Origin of the sequence: Roseomonas sp. AR75 (assembly GCF_005222815.1) — a bacterium.
Lineage (GTDB): Bacteria > Pseudomonadota > Alphaproteobacteria > Acetobacterales > Acetobacteraceae > Falsiroseomonas.
This window is the reverse complement of the sequence record NZ_STGB01000002.1, coordinates 218,395-232,687: the sequence shown is the minus strand read 5'-3', so window position 1 is coordinate 232,687 and position 14,293 is coordinate 218,395. Positions and strand designations below refer to the sequence as shown.

The 14,293-nt window shown below is 70.0% G+C and carries 20 protein-coding genes; 15 read left to right on the top strand and 5 right to left on the bottom strand.

Annotation, left to right across the window (positions count from 1 at the left end; genetic code table 11):
- The first annotated feature begins 29 nt into the window (after positions 1–29).
- From rplE to E4T13_RS08930, 15 genes are all read left to right on the top strand, one after another.
- A complete protein-coding gene (gene rplE / locus E4T13_RS09000; protein WP_240791088.1) occupies positions 30–572 on the top strand; it encodes a 50S ribosomal protein L5 in 543 nt (180 codons plus the stop codon).
- Between the two features lie 77 nt (positions 573–649).
- Positions 650–955, top strand: coding sequence for a 30S ribosomal protein S14 (gene rpsN / locus E4T13_RS08995; protein WP_137177951.1), 306 nt, complete (start codon positions 650–652; stop codon positions 953–955).
- A 12-nt stretch (positions 956–967) separates the two neighbouring features.
- Positions 968–1,366: a 30S ribosomal protein S8 gene (rpsH, locus tag E4T13_RS08990; protein WP_137177950.1), complete on the top strand. Its 399-nt coding sequence runs from the start codon at positions 968–970 to the stop codon at positions 1,364–1,366.
- Between the two features lie 13 nt (positions 1,367–1,379).
- Entirely contained in the window at positions 1,380–1,913 is a 534-nt protein-coding gene (rplF, locus tag E4T13_RS08985; protein WP_137177949.1) for a 50S ribosomal protein L6, read from the top strand.
- Positions 1,913–2,275 (top strand): 50S ribosomal protein L18, encoded by a 363-nt coding sequence (gene rplR, locus E4T13_RS08980; protein WP_137177948.1) that lies wholly within the window; start codon positions 1,913–1,915, stop codon positions 2,273–2,275. The genes rplF and rplR overlap by 1 nt, the downstream gene beginning before the upstream one ends.
- Before the next feature lie 11 nt (positions 2,276–2,286).
- Positions 2,287–2,916 carry a 30S ribosomal protein S5 gene (rpsE, locus tag E4T13_RS08975; RefSeq protein ID WP_137177947.1) on the top strand — a complete coding sequence of 210 codons (630 nt, stop codon included), beginning with the start codon at positions 2,287–2,289 and terminating at the stop codon, positions 2,914–2,916.
- Positions 2,909–3,100 (top strand): 50S ribosomal protein L30, encoded by a 192-nt coding sequence (gene rpmD, locus E4T13_RS08970; RefSeq protein ID WP_137177946.1) that lies wholly within the window; start codon positions 2,909–2,911, stop codon positions 3,098–3,100. The genes rpsE and rpmD overlap by 8 nt, the downstream gene beginning before the upstream one ends.
- Positions 3,101–3,102: 2 nt before the next feature.
- Positions 3,103–3,600, top strand: coding sequence for a 50S ribosomal protein L15 (rplO, locus tag E4T13_RS08965; RefSeq protein ID WP_137177945.1), 498 nt, complete (start codon positions 3,103–3,105; stop codon positions 3,598–3,600).
- Positions 3,601–3,709: 109 nt separating this feature from the next.
- A complete protein-coding gene (secY, locus tag E4T13_RS08960; RefSeq protein ID WP_137177944.1) occupies positions 3,710–5,077 on the top strand; it encodes a preprotein translocase subunit SecY in 1,368 nt (455 codons plus the stop codon).
- Positions 5,078–5,198: 121 nt separating this feature from the next.
- A complete protein-coding gene (locus E4T13_RS08955) occupies positions 5,199–5,849 on the top strand; it encodes an adenylate kinase (protein ID WP_137177943.1) in 651 nt (216 codons plus the stop codon).
- Positions 5,850–6,010: 161 nt separating this feature from the next.
- Positions 6,011–6,388, top strand: a complete 378-nt coding sequence (gene rpsM, locus E4T13_RS08950; RefSeq protein WP_137177942.1) for a 30S ribosomal protein S13 — start codon at positions 6,011–6,013, stop codon at positions 6,386–6,388.
- Position 6,389: 1 nt separating this feature from the next.
- Positions 6,390–6,794, top strand: coding sequence for a 30S ribosomal protein S11 (gene rpsK, locus E4T13_RS08945; protein ID WP_109872718.1), 405 nt, complete (start codon positions 6,390–6,392; stop codon positions 6,792–6,794).
- A gap of 87 nt (positions 6,795–6,881) precedes the next feature.
- Entirely contained in the window at positions 6,882–7,895 is a 1,014-nt protein-coding gene (locus E4T13_RS08940; RefSeq protein WP_137177941.1) for a DNA-directed RNA polymerase subunit alpha, read from the top strand.
- 26 nt (positions 7,896–7,921) lie between these two features.
- Positions 7,922–8,344, top strand: a complete 423-nt coding sequence (gene rplQ / locus E4T13_RS08935; protein WP_137177940.1) for a 50S ribosomal protein L17 — start codon at positions 7,922–7,924, stop codon at positions 8,342–8,344.
- Between the two features lie 147 nt (positions 8,345–8,491).
- Positions 8,492–8,899 carry a cupin domain-containing protein gene (locus E4T13_RS08930; protein WP_137177939.1) on the top strand — a complete coding sequence of 136 codons (408 nt, stop codon included), beginning with the start codon at positions 8,492–8,494 and terminating at the stop codon, positions 8,897–8,899.
- Between the two features lie 5 nt (positions 8,900–8,904).
- On the opposite strand, the gene E4T13_RS08925 is transcribed toward E4T13_RS08930, so the two are convergent.
- From E4T13_RS08925 to E4T13_RS08905, 5 genes are all read right to left on the bottom strand, one after another.
- Positions 8,905–9,735 carry a DMT family transporter gene (locus E4T13_RS08925; protein ID WP_256370447.1) on the bottom strand — a complete coding sequence of 277 codons (831 nt, stop codon included), beginning with the start codon at positions 9,733–9,735 and terminating at the stop codon, positions 8,905–8,907.
- Positions 9,736–9,889: 154 nt separating this feature from the next.
- The gene (locus E4T13_RS08920; RefSeq protein ID WP_137177937.1) at positions 9,890–10,858 is read right to left on the bottom strand and encodes a tripartite tricarboxylate transporter substrate binding protein; all 969 of its coding nucleotides are present in this window, start codon (positions 10,856–10,858) and stop codon (positions 9,890–9,892) included.
- A gap of 65 nt (positions 10,859–10,923) precedes the next feature.
- Entirely contained in the window at positions 10,924–11,886 is a 963-nt protein-coding gene (locus E4T13_RS08915) for a tripartite tricarboxylate transporter substrate binding protein (protein WP_137177936.1), read from the bottom strand.
- A 76-nt stretch (positions 11,887–11,962) separates the two neighbouring features.
- Positions 11,963–13,252, bottom strand: coding sequence for an FAD-dependent oxidoreductase (locus tag E4T13_RS08910; RefSeq protein WP_256370440.1), 1,290 nt, complete (start codon positions 13,250–13,252; stop codon positions 11,963–11,965).
- The gene (locus E4T13_RS08905) at positions 13,249–14,220 is read right to left on the bottom strand and encodes a tripartite tricarboxylate transporter substrate binding protein (protein ID WP_137177935.1); all 972 of its coding nucleotides are present in this window, start codon (positions 14,218–14,220) and stop codon (positions 13,249–13,251) included. Before E4T13_RS08905 ends, E4T13_RS08910 begins: the two co-directional genes overlap by 4 nt.
- Between the last annotated feature and the right edge of the window lie 73 nt (positions 14,221–14,293).

Here is a 14,293-nt window from a genome sequence, read left to right as displayed (position 1 = left end):
CCGGCCCGGCGGCGGCCTCGCCGGCCGATGTGCCGCGCCTGCGCAAGCTGTACGACGATGTGGTGCGCAAGCGCCTGGTGGATGAGTTCGGCTACAAGAACCCGATGGAGGTTCCGAAGCTCGAGAAGATCGTCATCAACATGGGCGTGGGCGAGGCCGCGGGCGATTCGAAGAAGCTCGATGCCGCCGTCGCGGAGCTGATGGCGATCGCCGGGCAGAAGCCGGTCAAGACGCTGGCCAAGAAGGCGATCGCGGGCTTCAAGATCCGCGAAGGCCAGGCGATCGGCTGCAAGGTCACGCTGCGCAAGGCGCGGATGTACGAATTCCTGGACCGCCTGGTCACCATCGCGCTGCCGCGCGTGCGGGACTTCCGCGGCATCCCCGGCAATCGCGGCTTCGATGGCCGTGGCAACTACGCCATGGGCCTGAAGGAGCAGATCGTGTTCCCCGAGATCAACTACGATCGCGTGGACACGGTGCGCGGGATGGACATCCAGTTCGTCACCACGGCGAAGACCGACAAGGAAGCGAAGGCGCTGCTCAAGGCCTTCGACCTTCCCTTCGCCAACTGAAATCTTTCCACAGGAAAACCGCCGCGACCCCGGACAGTGACCGGGAGCGCGGCAGGTTCCGGAGGACCTGAGACGACATGGCCAAGACCTCGTCAGTCGAGAAGAACAACCGGCGGGCCCGGCTCTCCAAGCTGCACGCCCCGAAGCGCGCTGCCCTGAAGGCGGTGGTGATGGACCGCGACCGTCCCGTCGAGGAGCGCTTCGAGGCGACGCTGAAGCTCGCGCAGCTCCCGCGCAACGGCGCGAAGAACCGCGTGCGCCTGCGCTGCGAGCTCACCGGCCGCCCGCGCGGCAACTACCGCAAGTTCAAGCTCAGCCGGAACATGCTCCGCGAGCTGGCCAACACCGGCCAGCTTCCGGGCGTGGTCAAGGCGAGCTGGTAAGGGGGACAGAAGATGTCTCTGTCCGATCCGCTGGGCGACCTGCTCACCCGCATCCGCAACGCGCAGCGCGCGCGCCAGAGCCGTTGCAGCTCACCGGCCTCCCGCCTGCGGGAGAACGTGCTCGACGTGCTGAAGCGCGAGGGCTACATCCGCGCCTTCTCGACCGAGGAACTGCGCCCCGGCGTGAAGGTCATCGCCATCGAGCTGAAATACTCGGAGGGCGAGCCGGCCATCAAGGAGATCCACCGCGTCTCGAAGCCCGGCCGGCGGGTCTATTCGAAGATCGCGGAGCTGCCGAAGTTCTACAACGGCCTCGGCATCTCCATCCTCTCCACGCCGAAGGGCGTGATGAGCGACCATGAGGCGCGCACCGCCAATGTCGGCGGCGAAGTCCTCTGCCGCGTGTTCTGAGGAGGGCAGAGGCATGTCACGCGTCGGCAAGTATCCGGTGCAGGTTCCGGCAGGCGTCCAGGTGGCGCTTCAGGGCCGCACCATCACGGCCAAGGGCAAGAACGGCGAGCTCAGGCTCGACCTGACCGAGGACGTGGACGTGAAGATCGAGGGCAACGAGGTTGCCGTCGCGCCGAAGGGCAGCGACCGGCGCTCGCGCACCATGTGGGGCACCACCCGCAGCCTGATCCAGGGCATGGTCACCGGCGTTTCCACGGGCTTCACGAAGTCCATGGAGATCACCGGCACCGGCTACCGCGCCGCGGTGCAGGGCAGCGACCTGGTGTTGAACCTCGGCTACAGCCACGAGATCCGGTATCCGGTTCCGAAGGGCATCAAGATCACCTGCGAACGCCCGACCGCCATCAAGGTGGAAGGCGCGGACAAGCGTCAGGTTGGCCAGGTGGCGGCGGAGATCCGGGCCTATCGCGGCCCCGAGCCCTACAAGGGCAAGGGCGTCCGGTACGACAACGAGGTGATCCTCCGGAAGGAGGGTAAGAAGAAGTAATGGCCGACAAGCTCGCATTGCAGGCGCGGCGCCGCTCGCGTCTGCGCTACCAGCTGAAGCTGAAGAGCGGGGGGCGTCCGCGCCTTTCCGTCTTCCGCTCGGGCCGGCACATCTACGCGCAGGTGATCGACGACGGACAGGGCGTGACCCTGGCCGCCGCTTCGACGCTCGAGAAGACGATGCGCGAGAGCCTGAAGACCGGCGCGGACAAGGATGCCGCAACCGCCGTGGGCAAGCTGGTGGCGGAGCGTGCGCTCGCCGCCGGCGTGTCCAAGGTCGTGTTCGACCGCGGGCCCTATCTCTATCACGGCCGCGTCAAGGCGCTGGCGGAGGCTGCCCGCGAGGGCGGTCTCTCCTTCTGAGGAACTGAACGATGGCACGTGAGCCGAGGACTGGCGGCGAAGGCGGCGAGGGCGGCGATCGCCGTCGTGGCCGCGGGCGCGACCGCGATCGGGATCAGCGCCAGGAGCGCACGGAAGGCGACGAGCTGAAGGACAAGCTCGTCACCATCAACCGCGTGGCCAAGGTGGTGAAGGGCGGCCGGCGCTTCAGCTTCGCGGCGCTGGTCGTCGTGGGCGACCAGAAGGGCCGCGTCGGCTGGGGCGCGGGCAAGGCACGCGAGGTGCCGGAGGCGATCCGCAAGGCGACGGAGCGTGCCAAGCGCGGCATGATCCGCGTGCCGATGAAGGAAGGCCGCACGCTGCACCACGACATCATCGGCGAGTTCGGCGCGGGCCGCGTGATCCTGCGCGCGGCGCCGGCGGGCACCGGCATCATCGCCGGCGGTCCGATGCGCGCGGTGTTCGAGACGCTGGGCATGGGCGACGTGGTCGCCAAGTGCACCGGCACGACGAACCCGCACAACATGGTCAAGGCGACCTTCGCGGCGCTGTCCAACTGCACCAGTCCGCGCGCGGTGGCGGCGCGGCGCGGCAAGAAGGTCACCGACCTGCTCGGCACGAAGAAGGAAGCCGAGCCGGCGGCGGAGCAGGCGAATGTCTGAGAGCAGCAAGAAGACCGTGAAGGTGACCCAGACCGGGTCGCCGATCGGCCGCAAGCCCGGTCAGCGCGAAACGCTGATCGGCCTCGGCCTGAACAAGATGCATCGCACCCGCGAGCTTGAGGACACGCCCGCGGTGCGCGGCATGATCCGCAAGGTCGCGCACCTGGTGAAGGTGGAGGGCTGACCATGCCCAAGTTGAATGAGATCCGCGACAACGACGGCGCGCGCGACAAGTTCAAGCGCATCGGGCGCGGCATCGGCTCCGGCAAGGGCAAGACCGGCGGCCGCGGCGTGAAGGGCCAGAAGGCCCGCACCGGCGTGCGGCTGAACGGGTTCGAGGGCGGCCAGCTCCCGATCTATCGCCGGATGCCGAAGCGCGGCTTCGTCAACCCGTTCCGCAAGGACTATGCGGTGCTGAACCTCGGCGCGCTCGACCGCGCGATCGAGGAAGGGCGCCTGCCGGAAGGCCAGCCGATCGACGAAGCGGCGCTGAAGGCTGCGGGGCTGGTCAAGACCTCTGCCAAGCTGGTGGGCGTGCGCCTGCTGGCGAAGGGCGAGATCAAGCGGGCGGTGACCATCACCGTGACCGGGGCCTCCGCCGCGGCGGTCGCCGCGGTACAGGCGGCCGGCGGCACGGTGACCACCACCATGCCCGTCGCCACGGAAGAGGCCGCCGAGGCCTGAGATGAGCAGGCGCCCTTGCACCGGCGGGGTGCGGGCGTCACCTTAAGACGGCTGCGATGCGGCGTCCCCGGCCCGGCCTGGGACGCCGCATGCGCGAGGAGAGACAGGCATGGCGTCCGCCGCCGAACAACTCGCGGCCAATCTCAACCTCGGCGTCCTGGCCAAGGCGACCGAGCTCAAGAAGCGCATCTGGTTCACGCTCGGTGCGCTGATCGTGTACCGGATCGGCTCCTATGTGCCGGTGCCGGGCGTCGATGCCGGCGTGATGGGCGAGCTGCTGCAGCAGATGGGCGGCGGCATCCTCGGCATGTTCGACATGTTCACGGGCGGCGCGCTCGGGCGCATGACCGTCTTCGCCCTGAACATCATGCCCTACATCTCCGCCTCGATCATCGTGCAGCTGATGACGGCGGCCATCCCCTCATGGGAGGCGCTGAAGAAGGAAGGCGAGACGGGGCGCAAGAAGCTCAACCAGTACACCCGCTACCTCACGCTGGTCATCGCGATCTTCCAGGCATACGGCATCGCCGTGGGCCTCGAATCGCTGCGCGGCACCTTCGCGCCCGCGGTGGCAGAGCCCGGCATGTTCTTCCGCCTGTCCTGCGTCATCACGCTGACCGGCGGCACCATGTTCCTGATGTGGCTCGGCGAGCAGATCACCGCGCGGGGCGTCGGCAACGGCATCAGCCTCATCATCTTCGCCGGCATCGTGGCGAACCTGCCGAGTGCGCTGGCCTCCACGCTGGAGCTCGGGCGGACCGGCGCTCTTTCCACCTTCTTCATCATCTTCTTCCTGCTCGCGGCGCTGCTGATCATCGCCGCCGTGGTCTTCATCGAGCGCGCGCAGCGCCGCATCCCCGTGCAGTATCCGAAGCGCCAGGTCGGCAACCGCATGATGGGCGGCGAGACCACGCATCTGCCGCTGAAGCTGAACACCGCGGGCGTGATGCCGCCGATCTTCGCCTCCTCGCTGCTGCTGCTGCCGGCGACATTCGCGGCCTTCCAGACCGACCGGACGGAGCCCTCCTTCCTCGGCGACATGGCGAACATGCTGGCGCACGGGCAGCCGCTCTACATGCTGCTCTACCTGGTCGGCATCGTATTCTTCGCCTTCTTCTATACCGCGGTCGTGTTCAACCCGCAGGAGACGGCGGACAATCTGCGCAAGTACGGCGGTTTCGTCCCGGGGATCCGCCCCGGCCAGCCGACGGCGGAGTATTTCGACCGTGTGCTGACACGCCTGACGACCGTGGGCGCGATCTACCTTGCGGTGATCTGCATCCTGCCGGAGATCCTGATCTCGCAGTACAACGTGCCCTTCTACTTCGGCGGCACCTCCCTGCTGATCATCGTCTCCGTCACCATGGACACGGTGGCGCAGATCCAGTCCCATCTCTTCGCCCACCAGTATGAGGGGCTCATCAAGAAGGCCCGGCTCGGTGGCCGCGGCACGCAACCGGGGGGACGCGGACGATGAGAAGCCTGGTCGGTGCCTCAAGCGCCGGCGCCCGCATCCCCGGGCTTGGCTCGCCGCACCGGCGGCGGGCCGCATTCGCGGCCTCGGTCCGCTGCGCGAACCGCCGTGCGGAGATTGCGTGATGCGCCTGATCCTTCTTGGCCCCCCGGGCGCCGGAAAAGGGACGCAGGCCAAGCGGCTGGAGGAGGCCTACGGCATCGCCCAGATCTCCACCGGCGACATGCTGCGCGCCGAGGTGAAGTCGGGCTCGGACCTCGGCCGCGAAGCCAAGGCCATCATGGAGCGTGGTGACCTGGTGCCGGACGCGATCGTCACCGCCATGCTCGCCAAGCGCGTGCAGCAGCCGGACTGCGTCAAGGGCTTCATCCTGGACGGCTTCCCGCGCACCGTGCCGCAGGCCGAGTCGCTCGACGTCATGCTGCGCGACCAGGCAATGGCGCTCGACCATGTGATCGAGTTGCAGGTGGACGACGCCGCGCTGGTGGATCGCATCGCCGGTCGCTTCACCTGCGCCAAATGCGGCGCCGGCTATCACGACAGCTTCAAGCCGACCGCCAAGGTCGGGGTGTGCGATGTCTGCGGCAGCACGGAGTTCATCCGCCGCGCCGACGACAAGGCGGAGACGGTCTCCGCGCGGCTCGAGGCCTATCACCGCCAGACGGCGCCGCTGCTGCCCTTCTACAAGGCGCAGGGCAAGCTCCGGGCGGTGGACGGCATGGCGGAGATGGACGAGGTCACGCGCCAGATCCGCGCCATATTGGGGACGGGCTGACGGGATCTTGACTCGATAGGCGGGCAGGGGGTAATGCCCCGCCCTCGCGGTCAGGGGCGTGTCTCCGGCCGCCCTTCGCCGTTGCAACAACTGGTTGATCACCTTGCCGACCCCGGTCGGCTGCACGAGGGGCCGGCCGGCCCCGTGAGGAGAGACGCATCGTGGCGCGCATCGCCGGCGTGAACATCCCGACCAACAAGCGGGTCGCCATCTCGCTCCGTTACATCTACGGCATCGGTCCGAAGAACGCGAAGGACATCATCGAGGAGCTTGGCATCCCCGAGGAGCGTCGCGTGAACCAGCTCACCGACGACGAGGTGCTGCGCATCCGCGAGCTGATCGACCGCGAATACCGCGTCGAGGGCGATCTCCGCCGCGAAGAGGCGATGAACAAGAAGCGGCTGATGGACATGGCCTGCTATCGCGGCCTGCGTCACCGCAAGGGCCTGCCGGTCCGCGGCCAGCGCACCCACACGAATGCCCGCACGCGCAAGGGCAAGGCGGTCGCGATCGCCGGCAAGAAGAAGGTGACGAAGTAAGATGGCTCGCGAACCCCGCGGTGGCGCCGGCAACCGCCCGCGCAAGAAGGAGCGGAAGAACATCAGCTCCGGCGTGGCGCATGTTCTCGCCAGCTTCAACAACACGGTGGTGACCATCACCGACGCGCAGGGCAACGCCATTGCTTGGTCGTCGGCCGGCAGCCAGGGCTTCAAGGGCAGCCGGAAGTCCACCCCGTACGCCGCTCAGGTCGCCGCCGAGGACGCCGGCAAGAAGGCCCGCGAGCACGGCATGGAGACGCTGGAGATCCAGGTCAGCGGCCCCGGCTCGGGCCGCGAATCGGCGCTGCGCGCCCTGCAGGCCGTCGGCTTCTACGTCACGGCCATCAAGGACGTGACGCCCATCCCGCACAATGGTTGCCGCCCGCGCAAGCGCCGTCGCGTCTGATGACGCGCGGGAAACCGCACGTGTGACGTTCGGCGGGGCATCGCCCCGCCGCCACCGCCGCGCCGCGCTTCCGGGACGAGGAAAGAGATGATCGAAAAGAACTGGCGCTCGCTGATCGAGACCAAGAAGGACATCGAGCTCGGCGCCGATCCCACGCGCACCGCCACGATCGTGGCCGAGCCGCTGGAGCGCGGCTTCGGCATGACGCTCGGCAACGCGCTGCGGCGGATCCTGCTGTCCTCCCTGCAGGGCGCGGCCGTCACCGGCATCCGCATCGACGGCGTGCTGCACGAATTCAGCTCCATCCAGGGCGTGCGCGAGGACGTGACGGACATCGTCCTGAACGTGAAGCAGCTCGCCATCCGCTACCAGGGCGACGGCGCCAAGCGCCTCGCGCTGACCGCGACCGGCCCCGGCGAGGTGACCGCCGGCCAGATCCAGACCACCGGCGACATCGAGATCGCCAACCCCGACCTCGTGCTGTGCACGCTGGACGACGGCGCGAAGCTTTCGATGGAACTCACGGTCGAGACCGGCAAGGGCTACGTCCCCGCCGCCGACAACCGGCCGGAGGATGCGCCGATCGGTCTGATCCCGGTGGATGCGATCTACTCGCCGGTGCGCCGCGTGGCCTACCAGGTGCAGCCCACCCGCGTCGGCCAGAAGACCGACTACGACAAGCTGGTCCTGACCGTCGAGACCGACGGCACCGTCACCCCGGAGGACGCGGTCGGCATCGCAGCCCGCATCCTGCAGGAGCAGCTGCAGCTCTTCATCAACTTCGAGGAGCCGCGCCAGCGCGTGGTGGAGGAAGTGCGGGACGACCTGCCCTTCAACCGCAACCTGCTGCGCAAGGTGGACGAGCTGGAGCTCAGCGTGCGCTCCGCCAACTGCCTGAAGAACGACAACATCGTCTATATCGGCGACCTCGTGCAGAAGACCGAGCAGGAGATGCTCCGCACGCCGAATTTCGGCCGCAAGTCGCTGAACGAGATCAAGGAAGTCCTCGCCTCCATGGGCCTCGGCCTCGGCATGACCGTGCCGGGCTGGCCGCCGGAGAACATCGAGGATCTCGCGAAGAAGCTCGAAGAGCCGTTCTGAGGCTCGGGACATAGGGACACGGTATCATGCGTCACGGCGTTTCCGGCCGTAAGCTCGGCGTCACCTCCACCCACCGGGTGGCGATGCTGCGCAACATGGCGACCAGCCTGATCAAGCACGAGCAGATCACCACCACGCTGCCCAAGGCGAAGGAGCTGCGCCCGTATGTCGAGCGCATCATCACGCTCGGCAAGCGCGGCGGCCTGCATGCGCGCCGCCAGGCGCTGGCCCAGATCCGCGACGAGAAGGTGGTGGACAAGCTCTTCACCACGGTCGCGGAGCGCTACAAGGCCCGCAATGGCGGCTATACCCGCGTGCTGAAGGCCGGGATGCGCTACGGCGACGCCGCAACCATGGCGGTGATCGAACTGGTCGAGCGCGACCTCTCCGCCAAGGGCCAGGACAGCGGCCCGAAGCCCGAGGCGACCGAGGACGAGGGCGAGGAGTAAGCCACGCCGCGCGGCCTGCTCCCTCTCCCGCGTGCGGGGGCTTCAACGCCGAAGGCGTTGGAGGCCGAAGGTTGGTCGGGGTGGGGGTTCAAGGGGCGCCGCAAGGCGCCCTTTCTCTTTTCGGCCTTGCCGAGGCATCCTTCCGCCATGTCCGCGCCGCCGCCCTTCGCCACGAAGCCGCTTCCCGACGCGCCCGATGTCCTTGCGCCCGATGGCTCGGAGGTGCGCGTGCTGCTGCGCCTCGCCGGCGGCAGCATGGCGCATTTCCGCCTGGCGCCCGGCGAGGTCTCCATCGCCGTCGAGCACCGCACCGTGGAGGAACTCTGGTATGTCGTCGGCGGCCGTGGCGAGATGTGGCGCAGCCAGGCCGGCCGCGAGGAGATGACGCCGCTGGTGCCGGGCGTCAGCCTTTCGATTCCGCTCGGCACACGCTTCCAGTTCCGCTGCGTCGGTGATGTTCCCTTCGAAGCGGTGGGCGTGACGATGCCGCCTTGGCCGGGGCATGACGAGGCAGCGCATGTCCCGGGTCGCTGGGTGGCGAAGCTCCGGGAGTAGGGCGCCTACCCCCGCGTGCCTCGCATCTCCAGCCGCGTCAGCCAAAGCCCCGCGCCGACGATCACCGCGACGCCCACCAGCATCAGCGGCTCCGGCACGTCGCCGAAGAAGATCCAGCCGAACAGGATGCCCCACAGGATCATCGCGTATTGCCAGGGCACCACCACCGCGGCCGGTGCCAGCGCCAGCGACTTCGTCACCATCACATGCGCGCCCGCGCCGACCACGCCGAGCAGCATCAGCAGCCCCGCATCGAACCAGGTCGGCGTGACCCATCCGAAGGGCGCCAGCACCAGGCCGAACAGCATCGCGCCGGTCATCTGGTACACCGCCATCACCCCGGCCGGCGTCGCGCGCAGCGCGCGCGTCATCAGCAGATAGGCCGTGTAGACGGAGACGCCGACCAGCGCGACCAGCGTCGGCTTCCAGCCATGGTCGAGCCCGGCACCGAGCGCCAGAACCACGCCGACGAAGCCCAGCACCACCGCCGCCAGCCGCGCCGGCTCCAGCCTCTCCTTCAGCACCACGGCGGAGGCGACGGCGACGAAGATCGGCATCGCCATCCAGAAGGCGAGCGTATCCGCCAGCGGCATCATCGACACCGCCCAGTAGAAGGCACCCACCTCCACCGTGCCGAAGGCGACGCGCAGCGCCTGCAGGCCGGGCCGCTTCGGCCGCAGCAGATGCTCCAAGCCCTCGCGCCGCACCATCGGCGCCAGCACCACCAGCGCCGCGATGCTCCGCAGCACCAGCACCTGCGCGACGGTGTAGGTGGCGACCAGCCACTTCCCCAGCACGTCGTTCAGCGTGAAGCAGAGCACCGCGGCCGACATCAGCAGGATGCCGGCCAGGTGCTGGTTGGGCTGCTGGGTCAGGACCGTCCGTCCAATCCGTCAGGCAAGCCCTCTCCTCCCACAGGGGGGAGAGGGTTGGGTGAGGGGGGCGTGCAGCAACGCAAGAGCGTCGCCTCCGCGCGTGGCGCCGAAACCCTCAATCCACCCGGATATTCGCCTCCCGCACCAGCGTCGCCATCGCCGCGCGGCCCTCGGTGACGAAGCGCGCGAACTCCGCCGGGCGGCTCGCCACTGGCACGCAGCCGATCTGGATCAGCCGCTGGCGGTTCGCCGGCACCGCGATGGCGTCGGTCAGCGCGTCGTACATCCGCGCCACCACTGCTTCCGGCGTGCGCGAAGGCGCGAACAGCCCGGCCCATTCGTTGGATTCGAAGCCGGGATACCCGCTCTCCGCGATGGTCGGCACCTGTGGCCGGCTCTCCACCCGCTCCGTCGTGCCCACGGCAAGGAAGCGCGCGCGGCCGGAATCCACCACCGGCCCGGCCGAGACCAGCGTGGTGAACACCGCGTCGATCGCGCCGCTCGCCAGGTCCTGCGCCGCCGCGGCGCCGCCGCGATAGGGCACGTGGATCACCTCGATCCCCGCCACCTTGGCGAAGGCCAGCAGCCCGAGATGCCCCGCCGTCGCATTGCCCTGCGTGCCGACCGTGATCGCGCCCGGCCGCGCCTTCGCCGCCGCCACGAACTCCGCCAGCGTGCGCGCCGGGAAGTCGTTCTTCACCGCGACGGCGGAGGGGAACAGCACCACCAGCGAGATCGGCGTGAAGGCCGTCGCATAGTCGAAGGGCAGGTTTGGCAGCAGCGTCGGGTTCACGATGTGGCTCGACGCATCCCACAGGAAGGTATGGCCATCCGTCGCCCGCGCGACCTCCAGCCCGCCGAGCGAGCCGGAGGCGCCGGTGCGGTTCTCCACCGCGATCACCTGGCCGAGCTTCTCGCCCATCCGCCCCGTCAGCACGCGCGCCGAGCTGTCCGCCGCGCCGCCGGCCGAGAAGGGCACGACCAGGCGGATCGAGCGCGTCGGCCAGGCGCCTTGCGCGCGGGCGGCGAAGGGCAGCAGCAGGGCAGGGGCGGCGAGCGTCGCGCGACGGCTGAAGACCGACATCGTCATTTCTCCTGGCGTTTCCGCCGGGAATGGCGCTGCCGGCCGGGCGCCGTCAAGCGCGCGCGCTACTGGGCACGGATGCCGCGGCTGCGCACCACCTCGCCCCAGCGCTCGTATTCCTCGCGCAGATACTGCGCGAGACCGGCGCGGGTGGAGATCACGGGCGTGACGCCGAAGGCCGCGAAGCGCGCCTTCACGGGTTCGCTGCGCAGCGCGGTCTGCAGGGCCGCTTCCAGCTTCGCGAGTCCCGCCTCCGGCACGCCCTTCGCCGCCAGCAGCGCGGCCCAGCCCTGCGCTTCCATGCCCTGAACGCCGGCCTCGGCGAAGGTCGGCACGGTGGGCAGCCGGTCGGAGCGTTGCGGCGAGCCCACCGCCAGCGCGCGCAGCTTCCCCTCGGCCAGCAGCGGCAGCAGGATCGGCAGGTTGAGGAAGCCCATCGACAGCGTGGCGTTCAGCAGGTCCGGCACGATCGCGCTCTCGCCGCGATAGGCGACGGGGCTGATCTGCGTGCCGGTCCGCGCGTTGAACAGCTCGATCGCCAGGTGGCTCAGCGTGCCGTTGCCGCTGGTGCCGGAATTGAGGCCCGGGTTCTTCCCCGCCGCCACCACGGCCGCGACGTCGCGCAGCGGGGAGTTCGCCGGCACCACCAGCACCAGCGGCTGCGCCGAGACCATCCCCACCGGCGCGAAGTCGCGGAAGATGTCATAGGGCAGGTCGGCGCGCAGCGCCGGCGTCACGGTCATGGAGGTGCTGCCCATCAGCAGCGTGTGCCCGTCGGTCGCCTGCGCGGCGGCGGTGATGCCGATCACGCCGCCCGCGCCGGCGCGGTTCTCCACCACCACGGGCTGGCCGAGCGCCGGCGACATCACCTCCGCCAGCGCGCGCGCCGAGCCATCGGCCGGGCCGCCGGGCGGGAAGGGGACGATGATGCGCAAGGGCCGGTTCGGCCAGCTGTCCTGCGCGTGGGCGCGCGTGGCGAAGGCTGCGCCGCCGAGCGCGAGCGCCGCGCGACGTGTGATCGTGGTCATGTCTCGTTCCCTCCCTCGTCCTTCTCCCTCCCCCGCAGTGCGGGGGAGGGTCGGGGTGGGGGCCGCGCCGACCTCCTCAGCCAGGCGCCAGCACCGCCCCCTCCGCGCGCAGCCTCTCCCGCAACGCGCCCACATCCAACCCTGCCGCCGGAACATTCGCCGCCGCCAGCATCGCCGCGGCACTCCCCGCCGCCTGGCCGAGCGCCATGGCGATCGGCATCACGCGGATCGCGCCATTCGCCTCATGCGTCGCGCTGATCCCGCGCCCCGCCACCAGCGCGTTGTCCAGCCGCGCCGGCACCAGGCTGCGATAGGGAATCGCATAGGCATGGTCGGCGCCGAGTTCCTCGAAGCCCAGCCCCGCGCCCTGCGCCGGATGGATGTCGATGGGATAGGCGCCGAGCGCCACCGTGTCGGGGAAGATCACCCCCGCGCGCAACTCCGCCGCCGTCAGCACATGCAGCCCCGCGATCCGCCGCGTCTCCCGGATGCCGAGCTGCGGCGCCAGCGCCACCAGCCGCCCCGCCGCGCAGCCCGGCACGCTCTCGCGCAGGTAGCGCGCCGCCCGGAACGCCTGGCGCCGCCCCTCGGCCTCGGCGTCGGACAGCGCGAAGGGCTCGGTCGCGTCCACGGCTACGCGGGTGATGTTGAACCAGGCATCGGCGCTGCCCGGCACCGGCGCCGCATGCAGCGCCGCCCGCGCCAGCGCGCCGCTCTCCACGCCGCGTCGCGCCAGCGCCGCGCGATCGGCCGCCGGGATCGCGTCGAACGCATCCCAGTCCAGCGGCCCGAAGCGGAACATCAGCGTTGCCGGCTGCAGCGTCTCATCCGACTCCAGCGGCAGGAAATCCGCGCCCGCCCGCGCCATCAGGTCCAGTTCGCCCGAGCAATCCACCACCACCCGCGGCCGGACGGTGAGCATGCCGCCGCGCGTCAGCAGCCGCACGGCTTCCACGCCGCGCCCGGCGCAGGTGACCTCGGCGATGGCGGCGTGCAGCAGCACGCGCACGCCTTCCTCCGCCATCCAGTCGTCCAGCGCCGATTTCAGCGCCTCCGGCTCGTAGTTCACACGGTCCATGCGGTGGCCCGTGGACATGGTGAAATGGCCGTGCCCATCCGCGATCCCGGCCGCGACCAGCCGCTGCACCAGCGCCGCGCCGAGGCCGCCGATCACACGACGGCCGGCTGCCGTCTCCCAGCCCACGAACTGCCCGACCGCGCCGGCCGTCGCAGCGCCGCCGAGGAACCCCCAGCGCTCCACCAGCAGCGTGGACGCCCCCGCGCGCGCGGCGGCGATGGCGGCCATGCAGCCCGCCATCCCGCCCCCCGCGACGAGGACATCGCAGGAAACGGGCGAGAGGCTCACCCCACTTCGATCCCGGTCTCCCGCACCAGCTTCGCCATCGCCTCGCGCTGCGCCGCGACGAAGCGCGCGAACTCCGCCGGCGGCGTGCCGAGCGGGATGGCGCCCAACGCATCCAGCCGCTGGCGCACCGTCGCATCCGCCAGCGCGTGCTTCGCCACCTCGTACAGACGCTCCGCGGCACCCGGCGGCAGCCCCGCCGGCGCGTAGAGCCCGTTCCACTCATTCAGCTCGAAACCGGCGAAGCCCTGCTCGGCCACCGTCGGCACATCCGGCAGCGAGGCGATGCGCGTCGCCGTGCTCACCGCCAGCGGCCGCAGCTTGCCGTCGCGGGCCAGTTGCAGCGAGGAGGAGACGGTGCCGAAGACGAAGGCGATGCTGCCGCCCAGCAGGTCCTGCAGCGCGGGCGTGCCGCCGCGATAAGGCACGTGCTGGATGTCGAGCCCCGCGCGGTTGACGAACAGCGCCGCGGCCAGGTGCGCCGCCGTCGCGTTGCCCGAGGATCCGTAGGAAAGCTGCCCCGGCCGCGCCTTCACATAGGCGACGAATTCCTGCAGCGTCCGCGCCGGGATCTGCGGGTTGATCACCAGGATCTGCGGCAGCACCACGACCTGGCTGATCGGCGTGAAGGCGGTGGCGTAATCGAAGGGCAGGTTGCGCAGCAGCGCCGGGTTCACCGTATGCGCCATCGCGTCGATCATGATCGTGTGGCCATCCGGCGCGCTGCGCGCGAGTTCCGCCGCACCGATCGAGCCGCCGGCGCCGCCGCGGTTCTCCACCACGATCTGCTGGCCGAGGACGCTGCCCATCGGCCCCGCGAGCAGGCGGGAGGTGGTGTCCACCCCGCCGCCCGGCGGATAGGGCGCGATCATGCGGATCGACCGGCTCGGGGACCATTGGCCCTGGGCCCGCGCTGCCAGAGGAGAGGCCAGCAGCGCGGCGCCCAGGGCGCGTCGGCTCAGACGGGTCATGACGTGTTTCCTCCAGGGTCCGGCACCGTGATGCCGCGTCATGGGGAAGCGCGCCAGTCTCCCTTCACGCCCG

What these genes read in the sequence shown, in the direction of transcription:
- rplR (WP_137177948.1), top strand. Translation starts at nt 1,913, where the DNA reads ATGGCCGACAAGCTCGCATTGCAGGCGCGGCGCCGCTCGCGTCTGCGC.
- E4T13_RS08930 (WP_137177939.1), top strand. Translation starts at nt 8,492, where the DNA reads ATGTCCGCGCCGCCGCCCTTCGCCACGAAGCCGCTTCCCGACGCGCCC.
- rplF (WP_137177949.1), top strand. Translation starts at nt 1,380, where the DNA reads ATGTCACGCGTCGGCAAGTATCCGGTGCAGGTTCCGGCAGGCGTCCAG.
- E4T13_RS08915 (WP_137177936.1), bottom strand. Translation starts at nt 11,886, where the DNA reads ATGACCACGATCACACGTCGCGCGGCGCTCGCGCTCGGCGGCGCAGCC.
- rpsK (WP_109872718.1), top strand. Translation starts at nt 6,390, where the DNA reads ATGGCTCGCGAACCCCGCGGTGGCGCCGGCAACCGCCCGCGCAAGAAG.
- secY (WP_137177944.1), top strand. Translation starts at nt 3,710, where the DNA reads ATGGCGTCCGCCGCCGAACAACTCGCGGCCAATCTCAACCTCGGCGTC.
- E4T13_RS08905 (WP_137177935.1), bottom strand. Translation starts at nt 14,220, where the DNA reads ATGACCCGTCTGAGCCGACGCGCCCTGGGCGCCGCGCTGCTGGCCTCT.
- E4T13_RS08920 (WP_137177937.1), bottom strand. Translation starts at nt 10,858, where the DNA reads ATGTCGGTCTTCAGCCGTCGCGCGACGCTCGCCGCCCCTGCCCTGCTG.
- rpsN (WP_137177951.1), top strand. Translation starts at nt 650, where the DNA reads ATGGCCAAGACCTCGTCAGTCGAGAAGAACAACCGGCGGGCCCGGCTC.
- rpsH (WP_137177950.1), top strand. Translation starts at nt 968, where the DNA reads ATGTCTCTGTCCGATCCGCTGGGCGACCTGCTCACCCGCATCCGCAAC.
- rplO (WP_137177945.1), top strand. Translation starts at nt 3,103, where the DNA reads ATGCCCAAGTTGAATGAGATCCGCGACAACGACGGCGCGCGCGACAAG.
- rplQ (WP_137177940.1), top strand. Translation starts at nt 7,922, where the DNA reads ATGCGTCACGGCGTTTCCGGCCGTAAGCTCGGCGTCACCTCCACCCAC.
- rpsE (WP_137177947.1), top strand. Translation starts at nt 2,287, where the DNA reads ATGGCACGTGAGCCGAGGACTGGCGGCGAAGGCGGCGAGGGCGGCGAT.
- rpmD (WP_137177946.1), top strand. Translation starts at nt 2,909, where the DNA reads ATGTCTGAGAGCAGCAAGAAGACCGTGAAGGTGACCCAGACCGGGTCG.
- E4T13_RS08940 (WP_137177941.1), top strand. Translation starts at nt 6,882, where the DNA reads ATGATCGAAAAGAACTGGCGCTCGCTGATCGAGACCAAGAAGGACATC.
- E4T13_RS08955 (WP_137177943.1), top strand. Translation starts at nt 5,199, where the DNA reads ATGCGCCTGATCCTTCTTGGCCCCCCGGGCGCCGGAAAAGGGACGCAG.